The sequence below is a fragment of the Candidatus Hecatella orcuttiae genome, assembly GCF_002009985.1.
In the GTDB taxonomy this organism is placed as follows: domain Archaea; phylum Thermoproteota; class Bathyarchaeia; order Hecatellales; family Hecatellaceae; genus Hecatella; species Hecatella orcuttiae.
Map to the genome: position 1 here is coordinate 834,095 of NZ_MTLX02000005.1, position 17,052 is coordinate 851,146.

General features: G+C 48.8%; 14 protein-coding genes and 1 tRNA gene. 5 read left to right on the forward strand and 10 right to left on the reverse strand.

Features of this window, described 5'->3' with window-relative positions; genetic code table 11:
• Window positions 1-43: 43 nt before the first annotated feature.
• The 4 genes from BWM17_RS07300 to BWM17_RS07315 form a co-directional block, all read right to left on the reverse strand.
• A complete protein-coding gene (locus BWM17_RS07300; protein ID WP_309493272.1) occupies window positions 44-1,423 on the reverse strand; it encodes an ABC transporter substrate-binding protein in 1,380 nt (459 codons plus the stop codon).
• A gap of 251 nt (window positions 1,424-1,674) precedes the next feature.
• Window positions 1,675-3,117, reverse strand: a complete 1,443-nt coding sequence (locus tag BWM17_RS07305; RefSeq protein ID WP_309493273.1) for a trimethylamine methyltransferase family protein — start codon at window positions 3,115-3,117, stop codon at window positions 1,675-1,677.
• A gap of 13 nt (window positions 3,118-3,130) precedes the next feature.
• Window positions 3,131-3,784: a corrinoid protein gene (locus BWM17_RS07310; RefSeq protein ID WP_309493274.1), complete on the reverse strand. Its 654-nt coding sequence runs from the start codon at window positions 3,782-3,784 to the stop codon at window positions 3,131-3,133.
• A 261-nt stretch (window positions 3,785-4,045) separates the two neighbouring features.
• Window positions 4,046-4,408 (reverse strand): SCP2 sterol-binding domain-containing protein, encoded by a 363-nt coding sequence (locus BWM17_RS07315; RefSeq protein ID WP_309493275.1) that lies wholly within the window; start codon window positions 4,406-4,408, stop codon window positions 4,046-4,048.
• 204 nt (window positions 4,409-4,612) lie between these two features.
• Between BWM17_RS07315 and BWM17_RS07320 the strand changes: the two genes are divergently transcribed.
• Window positions 4,613-6,694, forward strand: a complete 2,082-nt coding sequence (locus BWM17_RS07320) for a hydantoinase/oxoprolinase family protein (RefSeq protein ID WP_309493276.1) — start codon at window positions 4,613-4,615, stop codon at window positions 6,692-6,694.
• Between the two features lie 2 nt (window positions 6,695-6,696).
• Complete coding sequence (locus tag BWM17_RS07325) at window positions 6,697-8,472, forward strand: hydantoinase B/oxoprolinase family protein (RefSeq protein ID WP_309493277.1); 1,776 nt, start codon at window positions 6,697-6,699, stop codon at window positions 8,470-8,472.
• Between the two features lie 116 nt (window positions 8,473-8,588).
• On the opposite strand, the gene BWM17_RS07330 is transcribed toward BWM17_RS07325, so the two are convergent.
• Both BWM17_RS07330 and BWM17_RS07335 read right to left on the reverse strand, forming a co-directional pair.
• The gene (locus BWM17_RS07330; protein ID WP_309493278.1) at window positions 8,589-9,068 is read right to left on the reverse strand and encodes a hypothetical protein; all 480 of its coding nucleotides are present in this window, start codon (window positions 9,066-9,068) and stop codon (window positions 8,589-8,591) included.
• Between the two features lie 123 nt (window positions 9,069-9,191).
• Window positions 9,192-10,412: a Xaa-Pro peptidase family protein gene (locus BWM17_RS07335; protein WP_309493279.1), complete on the reverse strand. Its 1,221-nt coding sequence runs from the start codon at window positions 10,410-10,412 to the stop codon at window positions 9,192-9,194.
• Window positions 10,413-10,603: 191 nt separating this feature from the next.
• Between BWM17_RS07335 and BWM17_RS07340 the strand changes: the two genes are divergently transcribed.
• The gene (locus BWM17_RS07340) at window positions 10,604-11,437 is read left to right on the forward strand and encodes a DUF364 domain-containing protein (RefSeq protein ID WP_309493280.1); all 834 of its coding nucleotides are present in this window, start codon (window positions 10,604-10,606) and stop codon (window positions 11,435-11,437) included.
• 62 nt (window positions 11,438-11,499) lie between these two features.
• Window positions 11,500-12,225, forward strand: coding sequence for a cytochrome c biogenesis CcdA family protein (locus tag BWM17_RS07345; protein WP_309493281.1), 726 nt, complete (start codon window positions 11,500-11,502; stop codon window positions 12,223-12,225).
• Window positions 12,226-12,245: 20 nt separating this feature from the next.
• On the opposite strand, the gene BWM17_RS07350 is transcribed toward BWM17_RS07345, so the two are convergent.
• Window positions 12,246-13,358 carry a glycosyltransferase family 2 protein gene (locus BWM17_RS07350; RefSeq protein ID WP_309493282.1) on the reverse strand — a complete coding sequence of 371 codons (1,113 nt, stop codon included), beginning with the start codon at window positions 13,356-13,358 and terminating at the stop codon, window positions 12,246-12,248.
• A gap of 378 nt (window positions 13,359-13,736) precedes the next feature.
• Between BWM17_RS07350 and BWM17_RS07355 the strand changes: the two genes are divergently transcribed.
• Entirely contained in the window at window positions 13,737-14,648 is a 912-nt protein-coding gene (locus tag BWM17_RS07355; protein ID WP_309493283.1) for a GH39 family glycosyl hydrolase, read from the forward strand.
• Here the strand turns inward: BWM17_RS07355 and BWM17_RS07360 are convergent.
• The 3 genes from BWM17_RS07360 to BWM17_RS07370 form a co-directional block, all read right to left on the reverse strand.
• The gene (locus BWM17_RS07360) at window positions 14,645-16,267 is read right to left on the reverse strand and encodes a hypothetical protein (RefSeq protein ID WP_309493284.1); all 1,623 of its coding nucleotides are present in this window, start codon (window positions 16,265-16,267) and stop codon (window positions 14,645-14,647) included. The genes BWM17_RS07355 and BWM17_RS07360 overlap by 4 nt on opposite strands.
• A gap of 225 nt (window positions 16,268-16,492) precedes the next feature.
• Window positions 16,493-16,596, reverse strand: a tRNA-Arg gene (locus BWM17_RS07365).
• 119 nt (window positions 16,597-16,715) lie between these two features.
• On the reverse strand, window positions 16,716-16,964 hold the full coding sequence (locus BWM17_RS07370) for an alpha/beta hydrolase (RefSeq protein WP_309493285.1): 249 nt from the start codon (window positions 16,962-16,964) through the stop codon (window positions 16,716-16,718).
• Between the last annotated feature and the right edge of the window lie 88 nt (window positions 16,965-17,052).

Sequence of the window (17,052 nt, forward strand, 5' to 3'; positions counted from 1 at the left end):
CTCAGGACACCAAAAAATAAAAAAAATGGATGGACCGGCTATTTCAGCCTTTAGGAGTATACCGCGGTTTAGCATCGGCTATTTCCAGCGGCCAAACGATTTTCGGCCATCCATCTTGGTATTGAGCCCACGAGAATCTCATCTTCGTATTAGTACCGTCTTCGGCCAACAGCACATCTCCTACAACCGTGGTGATGGTATGCTTCCTCACGAAAGATGCAAGTTCATCATCATCCAACGTTCCAGCTGCATTGATGTATCTCGCCGCTGCTTCTAGTTGGACGAAGGTTGTAGTGGCTCCGAAGGCTGAAGGAAGCGCGCCGAATTCGGCTTTATATCGCTCCCTAAACTTGTCGGCATATCCGCCATGGTATTCCTCAGACCACACAGCATATCCGTAGGTCATGACTCCTTCGGCTATTTCTGGGGTTACACCGCCCAGCTCAGGGTTTACGAACCATTCAGCATAAGTCCCTGCCTCGTTGGCGTAGAACAGGAGGTCCTTGGTCAGGTTCATCTCGACTATCAGCTTCTGAACGTCTACACCTGGACCGAACCAGGCTGAATGGTACCAAAGGTCTGGTTTGGCTGCCTTCACTTTTTCCAATAAAGGCGTGAACTCAGCGATGAACGGGTCGTAGAGCTCAACCAGCACAGGTTCTATTCCTAACCCTCTCCATACGTCAGGCCATTTAGTTGTGTACTCAACTCCATAGGGGTTGTTTGCAAAGGTTATCGCTATGGTTTCGGGGTAGGCAGAGCCTTGGTACTCCCATTTATCCCAGTCCGCTATGAATCGGTGGAATCCATCATTCCATCCACCGGCTATACCTCCTGTTTCGACTCCCGGATTGAAAAAGTACGTGGGGTCTTCGTCTGGAGGCAACGGTGCGACCACTGTCCAAAGGGCTTTACCATGTTTTCTGGCTACAGCATAGGCTGGATGAGCCATGTAGGTGGCGTAGGGTCCTAGGAGAATGTCAACCTTGTCGCTTACTATAAGTCTCTCATACAGAGATGTGGCTTTGGGAACCTCCCCCGCATCATCGTAGATCACCAGTTCTACAGGTCTGCCTAAAATTCCCCCATCCTCATTTATGAAGTCCCGTGCCGCCTCAACGCCTCGGAGGCACAACTCACCGTCCGGTGCAAGAAAACCCGTCAAAGGTAACGTAATACCTGCCTTCACAGGCTCAGGAGTAGGGGTAGGGGTCGGAGTGGGTGTAGGAGTTGGCGTGGGCGTAGGCGTAGGGGTCGGAGTCGGTGTCGGAGTGGGTGTAGGAGTTGGCGTGGGCGTAGGCGTAGGGGCTGGAGGTCTTGTGGTTTGCCAGGCGGCGTAGCCGCCCACACCAGCCACCACCACGGCCACAACAGCGGCAATACCGTATTTCAGAGCTTTCCTACGGGGTTCGGAAGCTGCCATGTTTAAACACCAACTTATCTTTATGTAAGTAACTATTTATAAAACTTTCCAAATAGAAAGATTTTTAATTAATTTTTCAAAAAATAAAATTATATACGTGGCTGAGTTTTTTACATTCACGTTAATAAACCCTATTTTTCGAAATACAGTTTCCTATCTGGGTTTTTATTTAATTATTCAAATTTCCCAATCTAGTAAAGGAGTAGCTATGCCGAAGATGATGCGAGACAGTCAAGTAAGTTGATGTTACGCTACCACCAGCCTTGTTTCTTGTACCATTCCTCTGCTTCTCGAAGTATTCTGTTAATCTCTTCATCTTGGTCTTTGGGCAGGGGGGTCGGCGTGTGAGTGGAGAGGATTTCTTTAACTCTAGTCTTCGCGTTCTCTAAGGCTGTCTTTTTTCCTCCCTGAACCCACTCTGGATATGATGTTCTATCTGCCACCTTTGGTATGAACAACTCCTTTTTCCACCATCTCCGCGTATGCTCCCTGTTAAGATAATGCCCGGGAATCGGTCCGACTTCCTCTATCAAGTTCACGGCTAACGTTTCTTCACTTACGTCCATACCTTCCAAAACACGCTTAACCATGCCCATGACATCGTCGTCTAGCACCGCTATCACAGGATGCGCCGTAAGCTCCATGCTACCTCCGCCTAAAGCACATATCACATTAGCCCCGGAGAGGGCTGCTAAAAAAGTGGAGACAGCTCGCTCATACCCGCACTGGTAGTCTACAGCCTTTCCAGACCAGAAAAAGGCGTTTCCACACGGTATCCTATAGTGACGCCAGATCTGGTTGAAAGCCATACTGTGAAGGCAGATTTCCACGGCTCCGAAAAAAGGATGACCTCTCTGCATGTCGATGGGAAACGTGAAATCGTAAGGAATTACCCCTATCCCCGGCCTGATGAGCTGCGCCAACACCAAAGCCGCCAACAACTCCGCATTGGTCATCACCGTCGCTCCGGCTAACGTCACCGGGCCGGATCCCCCGTAGACAGCACCACTCCACAGTTCAACGGGAAACCCAACCTCGACGTAATCAAAAGCAGCCTCGACGGCATCGCTGTAATATGTTAAAGGCGGGGACACGGTAACGATGCCGAGAAGCTGCTGGCCGGTGGCTTTCGCCATTTTTATGTTCCAAACCTGACATTTTTTGATTCCCCCCGCATCCATCGCCTTCGTAGAGTTTCTTATGCGGCTTGCGCACCCCATGGGCAGAGTCATGAGGGGGTGGACTCCCTGAAAGTTGTGGTGGGGGCCATAGCCCAGTATATGCACGTGTTCCAAGGCGTCGAGAACTTTAACGAAATCATCTTGATCCTGCAGGGTAGGCGTTTTAGGCTCCAAGGTGTCCAAGTCAAGGGTGTTCATTCCGCAGTTGGACATCATGTATACGGTTGTGCCACCTATTCTCACCGTGTTCTTCGGGTCTCTCGCCTTGACAGCGAAGCTGCTGGGAGCTTTACGCAGGCATTCTTCAACCAAGTAGTCGGGGATTTTCACCAGACGTTTTTGAAAGTCAACATGGCAGCCGCTGTCGGCGAACAGTTTCAAAGCTTTATCGTGCTCAAATCTGACCCCTGTTTCTTGGAGAATGTCTAAAGTTCCCCTGTGGATTGCCTCCACCTGCTCGTCGCTTAAAATTTCCAGCGGTTTTATGTTGAGGGGAAAACCGTTTAAAACCATGCTTCCCTGACCCCTATTCTATTCCAGCCAGTTTTTTGGCCAGTTCCGCTGCACCAGGCGCTGTGGGGGCATATCCGTCCGCGCCTATGCCCTCAGCGAACTCTTGGGTCACAGCACCCCCGCCTACCATGACCTTCACCTTATCCCTGAGTCCTTCTCTTCGCAGAGCCTCTAGGACTTTTCCCTGCTCAGGGGTTGTTATCGTCATAAGACTTGACATAGCCAGAATGTCTGGGTTATACTTTCGAACAGCCTCTAAAAATTTCTCAGCTGGAATGTCGACGCCTAGGTCGATGACCTCGAAGCCTGCGGCTGTGATCAGGGTGGACACCATTGTTTTCCCTATGTCGTGAATATCCCCGGCCACAGTTCCGATGACCACGGTGCCTTGAGTTTTCTGTTTTTTCCCTGCCTTCTTAATTTCCTCCTCGATGATGGGCACAGCGTTTTTCATAGCCTCCGCAGCCATCGACAGATCGATTATGAACAGCTCACCTCGACCGAAACCTTCACCTACTTTTCTGATGGCTTCGGTTAGCACATCTGCCACTGTGAGGGGGTCTATTTTCTTTTCCATGGCTTTCAAAGTTAAACTTCTTGCGTCTCCTGCGTTTCCCTCGAAAATCGCTTTCTTTAAGTTTTCTAGGATCTCGGTTTCTGCACTCAACTATTAGGTCACCTTTGCGTTTGACTTCATTAAGTGCTAATAAGCTAATTAAAATATAATATTATTTTCCGTCACCGCCTGCAAGAAAAAAAGACTTCTACATTACAGATAAGCCTCCAATGACCGACGAGAAATAGGACGAATACGAAACAGAAAACATTGAAGGGTGCTTTCCATAAATTTTTAAAAAGTACCGCTTCCCTTGCCTATATTTATCTCTGAGATGGATTTTGACGGAAGCCTTTCAGCTGAAGACTTAAGTCATCTGAGGAAAAATCTAACCAAGCTGAGGGCTTTTTTGTGGGAGTTGGCTACTATTTCTCCTAGACGTTTAAATTTCGTTCCGTCGACGATGGACCCGGATACCTCGTACCTGTGAAAAGTGTAGGCTTCTTGCGGGTCCATTTCTCCCAGCAGTATTTTTGTAAAATACTCTGGGTCGGACTTTATGGTTACATCAGGGTTTTCACTCTTCCCGTCGAAGAAGGCGATCTTCCCATCCTTGACCTGAACGAAAAAGCGTTCCCTGTCCCCTATTTCAAATTGGATGGTGGCGTCCCAAGATTCCATGAAATCTTTTGCTTCCTTGGTTCGATTAGCAAGCCATGTAAGCGCCTTGACCATCAGCTTGCTTTTAGCCAGTTTCTTTCCCTCGGGTTTCTTTAAAAATAAGTGGTGGGCGTGATATTTACTTTGCTGAAATGCTCCCTTGAACCCTGTGGGTTAGGCTTAAAATCCTATAAATCCTATAAAGGATTTCATAATCTAAACATGGGCGAGTTAATCTAGGCGAGAGGGAAAGAATAGGAGGAGGCTAGGGTTGGAGATTTGAAATGCGTCGGGGTGGATGTGGGGGGAACCTTTACAGACCTTATTCTCATGGACGACGAGAAAGGTACCGTCTTCACCCACAAAGTCCCTTCTACCCCCCGCGACCCTTCCGTGGGAACGCTCAACGGCTTGCTGGAGCTGTGTAAAACGGCTGATGTTCAGCCTTCCGAGATCAGCCTATTCTTCCACGGGACAACCGAAGCCACAAACATTGTGATAGAGCACCGCGGCGCCAAAACCGGGATGATAACCACCAAGGGCTTCAGGGACATCGTTTACATAGGAAGACAGAAGAGATATCTCACCTACTCCGTCCAGATAGACCCGCCTTGGCAGAAGCACCCCTTAGTTCTGAGGAGATACCGACTTCCTGTGACCGAGAGGATAGGCGCTGACGGGAAAGTGCTTGTTCCCTTGGATGAAGAAGAAGTAGCAGAAGCCATTAGAAAGCTGAAGAAAGAAAAAGTCGTCTCCATAGCGGTGTGCTTTCTGAACTCTTACATCAACCCTGTTCACGAGGATAGAGTTCAACGGTTGATAGCGGAAATCTACCCAGAAGCCTACGTTTCACTAAGCCACGGCATCATCAACCAGTACAGGGAGTATGAGCGGTTTAACACCACCTGCCTCAACGCTTACATCGGCCCTGTTGTTGCCAAGTACATAAAAAACCTCAAACAGGCTCTGCGTTCTAGAGGTGTGGAGGCGGAACTGCTCCTAATGCAGTCTAGCGGAGGAACCGCTTCCACTGCGTGGGCGGTTGAGAAGCCTGTTACCCTTCTGACCTCCGGACCTGCAGCCGGGCTCATTGCCGGCACGAAATTCGGCCAGCTAGCCGGCTTCGAAAACATCATCACCTTGGATGTGGGAGGAACATCGGCGGACATCGGCGTTTCACCCCGTGGAGTAATGAGGTACAAGTATCTGCTGGACACCAAGATCAGAGGCTACCATGCTATGCTGCCCACTTTGGACGTGGATACCATAGGCGCTGGAGGCGGCTCCGTCGCCCACGTGGAGCAGGGAGTCTACAAAGTCGGTCCCAGAAGCGCTGGAGCGAAGCCGGGTCCCGCATGTTATGGCCTAGGAGGCGTGGAGCCCACCGTCACCGACGCTCACATAGTGGCTGGGAGGCTTAACCCCGACTACATGCTTGGAGGAAGAGTGAAGGTCTATCCTCAACGGTCTAAAAAGGTCTTTGAAGAAAAAGTCTGCCATGTTCTCGGCTTGAAGTTAGAGGAGGCGGTTCTCGGGGCCATCAGGATAGTCAACCACAACATGACCTTAGCCATGGAGATGAACAGTATAGGCCGAGGCTACGACCCCCGGGATTTCGCCCTTGTAGCCTTCGGGGGGGCAGGGCCTCTTCATGCCTGTGAAATTGCGCGGGAGCTGGCGATTCCCCACATTGTCGTGCCTCCTCTGCCGGGAATAACCTCCGCCATAGGCTTGCTTTTGGCTGACGTTTCCTACGATTATTCCATGACCATAATGCAGGCTTCCAAAGGCTTAGACCCTGAAAAATTGGAAGAACATTTCACCGAGTTGGAGGAGAAAGCCTATCAGAGGCTGAGGGGCGACGGCTTTGCCGACGATAAAATCTCCATTCATAGAATTGCGGAATGCCGGTACAGAGGCCAGAGCTACGAGCTTCGAGTCCCCCTCCACACAGCCGGGGCGGCTGAAGAGACGTTGAAAAACTTGGTTCAGGAATTCCACCGAACTCACCATAGGGAGTACGGCGTAAGCTTCCCTGAAAGAGAAATTGAAATCGTTCACATTCATGTCCTTGGAGTTGGAAAGACATCTCCCTTCGTTTGGAAAAGGATAGAAAGAGGGACAGAGAAACCGGACAGCGCCCTGAAAGCAGAGAGGAAAGTCCTGTTCGAGGTTGACGGTGAACCTCAATGGGTGCAAACGCCTTGCTATGAAAGAGGAGACCTTAGGGCTGGAAATGTGGTTAAGGGCCCTGCGATAGTGGAGCAGCCGGACTCCACTACGCTGATAGACTTCGGCTACAAGGCGGAGGTGGACGATTACGGAAACCTTATCATTAAGGCGGAGAGTGAAGAACACTGACGGTGAAAAATCATAGTAAAATAGACCCTGTTACCCTCAGAGTTTTAGGCGGAGCCTTTGACACCATAGCCAAGGAGATGGCACTCCACCAGTATCGGATGGCCCACTGCACGCTGGTCACGGAGTCGGAAGACTTGGGCTGCGGCCTCTTCATGCCTGATGGTAGACAGATAGCGGAGAGCGGAAACTCTCCTCTCCACTGTGGCTCCATCGGAGGCTACATTCGAGGGGTCTTGAAGAAGCTGGAGGGAGATATCCAAGAAGGCGATGTGATAGCCCACAACAACCCCTACATGGGGGCATCCCACACCCCGGACGTGGGCATCATCATCCCCATCTTCCACGAAGACCGCCTGATAGGTTTTGCCGGCAGCACCTCCCACTGGGTGGACATAGGCGGCTCCCAGCCAGGCATCAACTTGGACGCCTTGGACATGTGGGCGGAGGGTATCATCTTCAGCGGAGCCAAACTCTACGAGGCGGGAAAAAGAAACGAGCAGCTGTGGGAGTTCATATGGAACAATGTCCGCACACCCCACGAGAACCGAGGGGACTGCCTCGCCCAGATAGCCGCTTGCCAGTTCGGGAAACGCCGATTTCTAGAGCTTGTCCGACGCTACGGCTACGAGACTGTGATGGCTGCAGCGGAACGGTGGATGGACTACGCGGAGGAAGCCCTCCGCCTCAGAGTCAAAGCGGTTCCTCCGGGGGCTTACTTCGCCGAAGGATGGTTGGATGATGATGGAAAGAACAGGGGCAAACGCCTCAGGGTAGCGACTAAAGTCATCGTGAGCGAGGACGGAGGTCTCACCGTGGACCTCACAGGCTCAGCATCCGAGACGGAGACAGGTTTCAACTGCCCCTTCTACGGGGCTACCTGCGTGGGGGTCTACGCTGCTGTCAGGTCCATCTTCTTGGACGAGTACACGTTGGAGGAGCCCGTTCCCCAGAACGAGGGAATCTTCCGGGCGGTTCGGGTGGTGGCTCCTTTGGGCTCTATGTTCAATCCCCGCTTCCCTAAGGGTACCTTCGCCCGGCTGACTCAGATCCAGAGGGTGGCGGACAACATTCTCAAGGCCTTAGCTCCCGTCCTCCCTGAACCTATGAGGAGCGCAGGCACCTCCGCCCATATTCACTGGCTTTCCTACTCAGGCTTCCGGCCTGACACGGGGGACTACTGGGTGCACCTGGAGCCGGAGGCAGGCGGCTCTTTCGGAGGCAGGCATGGGAGGGATGGAAGCGACGCCACGGCTGTTCTTTGCACCAACACCCGAAATGTGCCCATAGAGCACATGGAGAAGATGTTCCCTCTCCGGTGTGAGCGATACGAACTCCGAGACGAGCCTCCCGCAGCCGGCAGATGGCGGTCGGGGCTGGGGATTGTTAGGGTCAACAGGGTTCTCGCCCCCACCATCGTGTCCTGCGAGGGAGATAGGCATTTTGATCCCCCTTGGGGCGTCTTAGGCGGAAAGCAAGGCCGCCCGGGCAGTTTAACGAAGATTGGACGTGGAGGGAAGCGGGAACCTTGGCCTTCCAAGTTCACCGGGTGGAGGCTGGAGGCTGGGGAAGCCTTGGAGATAAAGACTCCCGTTGGGGGAGGCTATGGGGACCCCTACCAGCGAGACCCTCAAAAAGTGCTGGACGACGTGTTAGACGGCTACATAAGCTTAGAAACAGCCAAATCCGACTACGGAGTGGTTATCAATCCCCAAACTATGCAGGTGGATACCAAAGCTTCTGAGAAGCTTCGGAAATCTTTCAAATTTAGCAAACAGTAAACATGACCTCCAATCAAAAAGATAAACTACCGCCGATATATCACCTGAGTTTATTGGTGGGTTCAGGGTCAAAAAGACAAGAACCCTTATCCAAAAAAAGTAATGTTGAGATGTTCTCATCTACGCGGCTTGATTCCCGTTGCCGATAGGTCTTTTTCAAATGCGGAGTCAGTCACGGCTACCTTTTTACCTGTGCTTTTTGAGTATATTGCTTGGGCGATGATCCCCCAAGGACATGTTACGTCTTTAGGCTTCAACAGTTCATGCACTTTTCCGTCACGGTTAAGGGCACATCCTTCAATCTTTAACATATACTCTTCTTCAGACTGTTTCTCTATAACGGATTTTTTGACAAGCCCCCGCATCATAAGCCGCTTCGCATAGTTTTCCATGACCTCGTCCACGTTTCGGCCTTCACTCAAAGAGACACCTATTTTTCTGTGGAGTTTATTTATAGTATCGATCACGGGATCAACAAAGATAGCGTCGCCTGTACGCAGAATGTCTCGAACTGATTTCTGGTAAGCGAAAAGTATAGAATGTAAAAGCACAACCGCTTCTTCTAATGCAATTTTTTTGTGCTTTTTTATCCCCAAATCTTAAACCTCTATACTTAGATAAAAAGTGGCATATATATGTTTTCTAAAAAAATGATCATACGACGTAAAAAAGGCGGCTGAACATCCAGCCTATAAAGAAAAAGAAAGGCTGTTTTTCGCTCAGACGATGGTTATTTCTTCCACAGGCCACTTGGAGAGAACTTCAACTCCGGAGGATGTGACAGCTACCATCTCCTCGATTCTCACACCTCCGTCTTTCCATGTTCCCTGCTGAGTTTCTAGGGCGAAGGTCATACCCTCCTTCAAGGTTACGGGAAACTCCCTAGACCATATTCTCGTTATGGTAGGCGGCTCATAGAGAGCTAACCCCAAGCCGTGACCCCACTCATTGGCAATAGCCTCCCATTCCGAGTCGTAGCCCCATTCTTTGGTGGCGTCAGGCCAGTCGCTCACTAAGTCGGCGGTAGTCGCTCCCGGCTTAATTTTCCTGATGGCGGAGTATATCCATTCGTAGGCCTCCCGGTAGAACTCTTTTATCTTAGGCGACGGCTGCCCCAAGGAGAAAGTCCGATAATAGCATGTCTTGTATCCGTTGTAGCTGGCGCCTCCGATGTCGAAGGTCACCGTGTCCCCGGGGCGGATGATTCTGTCTGTGTAAAATTTGAAGTTAGGCCAAGCATTGGGACCGGAGCATACGGTGAAGCCTATGATATCATCCATCCCCATCTCATAGCCTACCTTATACCCTAAAGCCGTGAGGTGAAGCTCCGTTATCCCCGGCTTCAAAGCCCTCCGAACCTCCTCCAAAATGGCTTCGCAGATGGCAGCTGCTATCTTCAGACAATTCAATTCATCCTTGGTCTTTATGATGCGAGCGTCCAACATAGCTTGTTGGCAGTCGGTGACCTCGATTCCTTCATTCTGCAGAGCCCTCACCGAAACGGCTTCAGGAACATCCAAACCGACTTTTTTCACACCTCGAGCAACCAATTCTTTCTTGATGTCAGCCGCCCATGTTCTGGCAATATGCTCAGTTAACGGTCCAGGCTGACCTCTCATCCAAGTGTAGGCATATTTCACCTCCGACAGCCACGAGCATTCAGCCTTTGTAATATGTCTGATGTCTCCATGCTCCCAAAGAACCGGGTCTTCATCCCGAACGAGAAGACAGTAACGCCAACCCGGCACCCTTATCATCCATGGCGGCGTAATCGTGCTGGTAATATATCGCACGTTGGTTGAATCCATGCAAAGCATAGCCTCCAGCCCATGAGCCTTCATGGAGGCTCTCGCCCTTTCCAAGCGTTCTCTCCTCATCCGCTCCACGTTAATGCCGTCTCTCCAATCGTAGGCAAATCTGCCGAACCTAATGTCAGACATATTTCACACCTCAAATTTACAGATGAATAAAAGTAGCTTCCCAGCATATATGAAAGTTTCGACGAGACTACGCTTAGGTTCACCATTCGATCCACCAGACTATTCTGGCATGCGAGACCTCGCGGAACGCCGCAACTCCATCGGAATATTTAAAGTATCGGCAGTTCATCATAATGTATTGAGGTGAGACATTGGAGCCAGCGAAACCAACGCCGCTAGTAAAGGAGCTAGTAGACCTAATCCGCAGCAGAACCGATGTCTCTTCCCTTCGGGTGGAAAGGGTGGTTGTCGGAGTTTTTTACACAGGCGTTAAACTGAACACAGGCCACGGAGGTGTCGCCTTTACTCCTATCCATGAAATTCCCGACGCTGTCTGCTGCCCAAAATCCTTCGGTAAGATGCCTTCCTCAGGTCGGTTGACAGAGTTAAGCTTGGAGGAGGTTTTCGAGTACCCTTACAGCCGTAGTCCTTTGGTGAGCGCTGTAGGTGTCGCCGCCTTAAACGCTGTGTCCCAGAAGATAATCTCTGAAAAATCTGCAAAATACGATATCGTTTACGATAAAGACGCCTTAGACTTGGCAGGGATAGGGCCTGAGGACACTGTGGCCATGATAGGGGCTTTTACTCCCTACATCAAACGTCTGAAAGGCAACGTCAAAAACCTTTACGTGATCGAAAGAAATCCTAGGGCTTTATCAGGATTCGACTTGCATGTACATCCCGAGGAAGCGTCAAAGGACTTGCTGCTCAAAGCCGACGTGGTGATAGTCTCCGGGGCTTCCATTGTAAACCAGACCATAGACGGCATTCTAGGCTTGGCAAGTCAAGCAAGAGAGATAATATTATCCGGGCCCACTGCCAGCATGATGCCTGAACCCTTCTTCAAGCGAGGAGTCTCCGTTATGGGCGGAGTTAAAATCGACAACGCCGACCGAATGCTGGAGATAGTATCCCAAGCCGGCTCTGCTTATACGCTCTTCAAGGAATGCGCTGTTAAGATGGCGGTTAGAAAACCGTTGTCCTGAAGATCAGAGGGTCTTCGTATTCGCATATACCTCGGAAGCCGTGTTCAAGCGGAATCCAAGACTTGGATGCAGAAAATATGTTGACAGCACGGTTAACCTTATCTTTTCTTCTAGGGGTTCTCGCAGTGGGCAACCCCTGCGCGCTCCCTCTCTACCCCGGTTTTCTGGCGTATCTAGCCAACAAGAGTAAACATTTAGGAGAAAAGCGTTACGAGGTCTTCTTGGGAGTAATAGTCCTCTTCGGAGTTCTCTCCGCCATGCTCTTGATAGGAATGCTGGTCGCGGTTCTCGCAACCACTCTGAGCAACATACTGAGAGTTGCTGTGCCTCTTGTAAACATTATGCTTCTAATCCTCGGCATGACTCTCTTGCTAAACATGAACATCGGACAGATGTTTCCCTCAGTTTCCGCTCCTATCTTCACCAACCCGTTTTCCACAGCTTATTTCTACGGTTTCCTCTTCGGCCCCATCGTCCTCCCCTGTAGCGCTCCATTGGTTCTTTCAGTGTTTCTTCTCTCTGCTACTCTTCATGATTTTGCAGCTAGGTTCCTCCTTTTCATAGCCTTCGGGCTCGGGATCGGCTTTCCTCTTTTCCTAATCTCCCTCATCAGCCAGAAGGCAGGAGGCGGCTGGCTTATCCGGCAGTTTACATTTCATTATCAATCGATAAACAAAATCGCAGGGTTCATTCTCATCGGGCTGGCTGTCTATAACATGTTGTATTCAGCGCAGTTTATTCAAATATTTTCAACTAAAGCCCTCAAAATCACCATAGGATGGTTATAATTGAGAAGATTTCAAAGCGATTAACATTTCCAATCTACTTTAGGTTCGCCACGCCTTATTGTAACATTGATTAAGCTGACAATTACTATCAAAAGCCAAAGAGGCGAAAGGACAAAATAAAACAGTAGAAAACCTCCAAGATTAAACGTGTATTTTAACTTCCGCGCGAAAAGGTAGTAGATGATAGAAACCGCTACGAAACTGACAAGGATAGCTAAGCTACTTCTTATGAAAAGCGCAGAAATGAAAATAAAGAATAGAGGATGAATGAGGAAGCCGAATTTCGATGCCAGAAGTAACAGAAATAGAGTTACGGACTTATGGTATAATAAGCTGGGGATCATAAAATTCATCACTAATAAGATCAGCGAAGGGAACACAACAATTATCGCCGGTATCAAAACCTTAGGGTACCTGAGAATGATCCCCGCCAGATCCTTGTAGTATTGCCTGATCCAGAGGGCGGCGCCTAATCCCCACCGTTTTCTCTGATTATACCATTTCTTCCAAGTTGATGGCACTTTCGTGAACGCTTCCACCTTATCGGAGAATTTGTACTTACACCCTTGGAGAAACGCTCTTAAGGCTATGTCCAGATCCTCTGAGATAACTCTGCGAAACCCTCCTAATTCTTCGAATGTTTTTCTTTTAATGGCGAAGGCAGAACCGTTTATTCCAACAGATTTACCCAAGCTTCTGGAGAAAAACCAGTTAGCGGTATTGGTGGCTAAAAATTCATAATCCACAATCTTCGCTAGAAAAGAGTCTCTAAGGGCTTTTTTCTTAATATCCAGTAAATCAGCATTTTTCATTTCATCTACTATGGTTTTGAGAAAATTAGAGCTAGTATGCCCCAGCTTCATGTCACCGTCGAGGAAAAGGAGAATATCTCCCGATGACCGCTTGACGGCTTCATTCAACGCGTTAACTTTACCCATCCGCTCGTTGGAGAGGATAAAATTAGTGGTCTTCGACCATTTTTCGGCAAGCATTAAACTTTTTTCTGTTGGCTCATCTATCACCACAAAAACCTCTTTGGAGTTGTAGGAGTCAGCGGTGATCCTTTCCAGCAAAGGTTCAAGCAGTTCCGACTCTTGGTAGACAGGTATGAAGACATCGACCTTCGGATTCATCGGGGAACACTCATTGAAGGAAGAGGTAGTGAAAGCGAAATAGCCTATTCACTCCCTCTCCCAAGCTATTCTGGAATAATAGAAAATTCAGGGAATACTTAAGCTATCCGCCAAAATTGGGCCTTAACCCAGGCTGTCCTAGTTTAAAAGCGCCTAAAAACAAAATAGATAAGCGCTACGTGGGTAAAAGCGTTGGTCCTAGAAAAAGTCCAAGAAATACTGGATAAAGGGCTATGCCATTTATATTATGGCTTATCCTTTCTCGCCGTATTAGCTCAAGAACTCTACAACTTGAAAGATCATAGGCAAATGAAAAGAGACTCTGCTTATAAAGAAGAGTACAAAGCAGTGAGATTAGGGTTTAAACATAAACCCCAATTGGGCTTTTGCTCCTACCTACCGGATGTGCTCCATTACGGTGAAAAAATCATAAAACTCATCAGCAGCCTCAATGCAAGATGGCTTAGAACAGATTTCCCCTACTCTATGTTAGGCCGTGGAGAAAGCGGGGTTCTCCCCGTCGACGAGATCGTCGAGAAAGCTTATCGAGAAGGAATCCAGCTTCTACCTATCCTAGGAACATGGACTGTAGGCAGACCGAAGCCGCCAAAAGATTCCAAGAATTTTCTGCAATATGTTGAAAAAATTGTCAGCAGATATAACGGCCGAATAGACAGCTACGAATTTTGGAACGAACCCAACTGCGTATGGTTTTGGAGAGACTCCGTGAACGGATTCTGTGAACTGATGGATTCAGCGGCTCGAAAGGTTAAGGAAGTTGATCCTAAAATTAAATTCGGGGTCAACATAGCTTGGCATTGGAGCCTCGGATGTTCTTGGGCGCTTAAATTCATTCGCGCTGTATCGAAAATAACCGGGTTAAGCCATGTTGACTTCATAGGGCTTCACGGATATCCCGGAACATGGGAAACGGGCAACGCGAATACATGGCGGAACAGAATCCGGGAAACAAAAGAAACATTAAAAGCTCTAGGCCACGAGGATAAAGAAATATGGGTGACCGAATTTGGCTTTTACGCTTTCAAAAATAGATTGTTTTATCCCCATATTCCACGAAACCAAACTGAATATTTTCGAGAAGCTTTTAAAGCAATGGCGGAAGCGGAAGTTCCTGTTGCCATATGGTACTGTCTCCATGACCCTCTAACGTTTTCTAACTTTAACCTTCAAAGATTCACTTACCAAGAATTTGGATTTGGACTTTACACAAAAAATCTTAAACCAAAAGACCCTATGGTAGTCGAGGTTATTCGAGAACTCGCGTCCTAGCTGGCGGACTGAGCATATATAAAACCTGCGTTTCCACCTCCAAGTTCTACGTCGTATTTCAGAGGCTCCCTCTTCAGTTCATTCCAACGTATTTTAGAGCGACTTACCCAGCTGAACTTTCTGAGCAGACTCTTTGTGTAAATCCTCGTCCAGTCCAGTTGAACATGGTCAGACCAGGCTTTGAAAATCCTTGGATCAATGTAGTTTTTCAGAGAAGTATTCAAATTATATTCTTTTGTAGCTTCCGCCATCTTCATGGCCAGCCGAAGCTTGGTAACCTTTTCCCTCCACCTTTCCAGCTGCTTCTCCGTTTTGGGATGCTGGGCTTCAGCCTTCGCCAACATCTCCCGCTTTTTTTCCATCGATTTCTCCCATGTTGAGGGAGGAGTTCTTTTATGGTTTAAGGTTATAGCAGCCAAGAGGTTAGCGAGTCTAGCGTAGTAGATCCGGGTGGCTTCGTAGCCATCGTTTAACTTGACGTTTCTGCTGAGATAGCCTCTGACTACGTCGGAGGCAATGAAAGTTCTGAAAACCTTAGCCGTTAAACCGGGCATAGCCTTGTTCAGAAAGCGATTCACTTGGGATGAACGTACCCCATCGAACACCTGATCACCCGGGCGCTTATCTTTCATCAATGATTTGAGGTTGTCGAGAAATTTCGGGTTTATCTTATTGACAGGGAGAGATTTATGCCATCGGACACTGTCTTTTCCGAGAAAATCAAACTCTACACTGCCACGGTTCAGGCGAATGTGCTCAACTCTGAGGGTTGACGCTCCGACGGTGTCCGCTTCATCCTCATCTTTCTCATCGCCAACCCTCATAGCTAAGGTGTCGATGAGGTAAGTCACCGTTGCTAATCTTCGCTCCTTCTCGTCGTGGGAAGATAGTTTTCTTTCTATGAAACGTCTGACCGAGTCTATCTTTGAAGAGAGACGTCGGGCTTTTTCGTACTTTTCTCTTTCCCTCTTCTGCTTCAGTGAAGACGTGTCAGAGAGCCAAACGTATTTCTCTTTACCCGAGAGTTTATCCACCCACTTAGCCAGCCACATGGAGTTGTGATCGTGCACAATGTCTTTCCATTCACCTTTCGGTATAGGGGCATCTTCTCCCAAGTTTAGGATGACATCTTGAGGGTAAATTCTAGGCTTCCACCTGCCTCGGAGGGGATGGTTGCCCCTTCCCATGAAGATGCCGGGGGGTTCCACCATCCAGTTGGCTACCTCTGTTTTCTTGCCGTTAACTTCAGCATAGCCGAACTTGGCTTTCAGCTCTTCTCTGCGCTTCTTTCTCTCAGCTGAGATTGCTTTTTTCTCCTCTTTACTCATGGTCAGCTTTCTGTTTTTCTCCTCGTCTACGTATCGGTAGAGCTCTGAAAAGTCAATGTCCTCAATGGTTATGCCGCGAAATTCGCGGCCGAGTTTTTCTGCGAAGTCGTGGACAAAATTCGCCGCGAATATTTCATCTTTGACGTAGGGTGTATCTTTCTTTTTAGCCCAAGCGTAGGCCATTTCCTCCTGCTCAGGTGTGAGGGTGATTTTTTTGCCCTTGACGGTGATGGAGAACGATTTCGGAATGTAGGGCTCGGGAAAAGCTACCCCGTTATGTTTTAAAGTCACCCACTTTCTCGCCGTTTTCCCCAGTCCACCTTCGCTTCCTTGCGCAGTAATATAGGCTCAAATGTTATCAACCTCTTTATTAGATTTAGCTCGAGCATGTCCTAAAGCAAATTCATGCCCACTAAGCCATGCATACAGCAGATGGAAACTTTACATACAGAAAAGTACGGGTGGATAAGAAGGCTGAATACTTTTTTTTACAGTAACACAAATTCGCTTCTGGAGTGGCGGGCCCGAGGGGATTTGAACCCCTGATCTTCGGCTCCGGAGGCTTTCGCCCTCTTTACAGGAGAGAGGTCAACGTCCTATCCAAGCTGGACCACGGGCCCTCCAAAATAAAAATGGCGCGGAGATAACTATAAGAAGATTCCTGAAACCTCCCCGAATTTTCCGGATTTAAACTTTGAGGATGAGGATTTTCGGTGAAGCTGATTTTTCATTGATCCATTTAGGCTTTTCTTGTACGTAGAAAGCTGGTTATTACCTTAGCGGCTTCCTCCGGCTTTTCGAAGAAAATGGCATGTCCGCAGTTCTTTATCACCTTTAGTCGTGCTTGACGTATTTTTTCGCTGATGACTTTGCCTCCTCCACCTTTAGGTCCTTGCTCTAAGGGGATTATGAGATCGGCTTCGCCGGCTAGCACAAGCGTCGGCGCGTCTATACGGTGAAGTTGATCTATGATATTGAAGTTTGCCATGGCCTTGCAGGAGGATTTAAAGATTTCTGGAGTATTGTTCTCAGCAAAGATCTTCTTTACTAGCTTTAACGCCTGAGGAGCCTCGTTG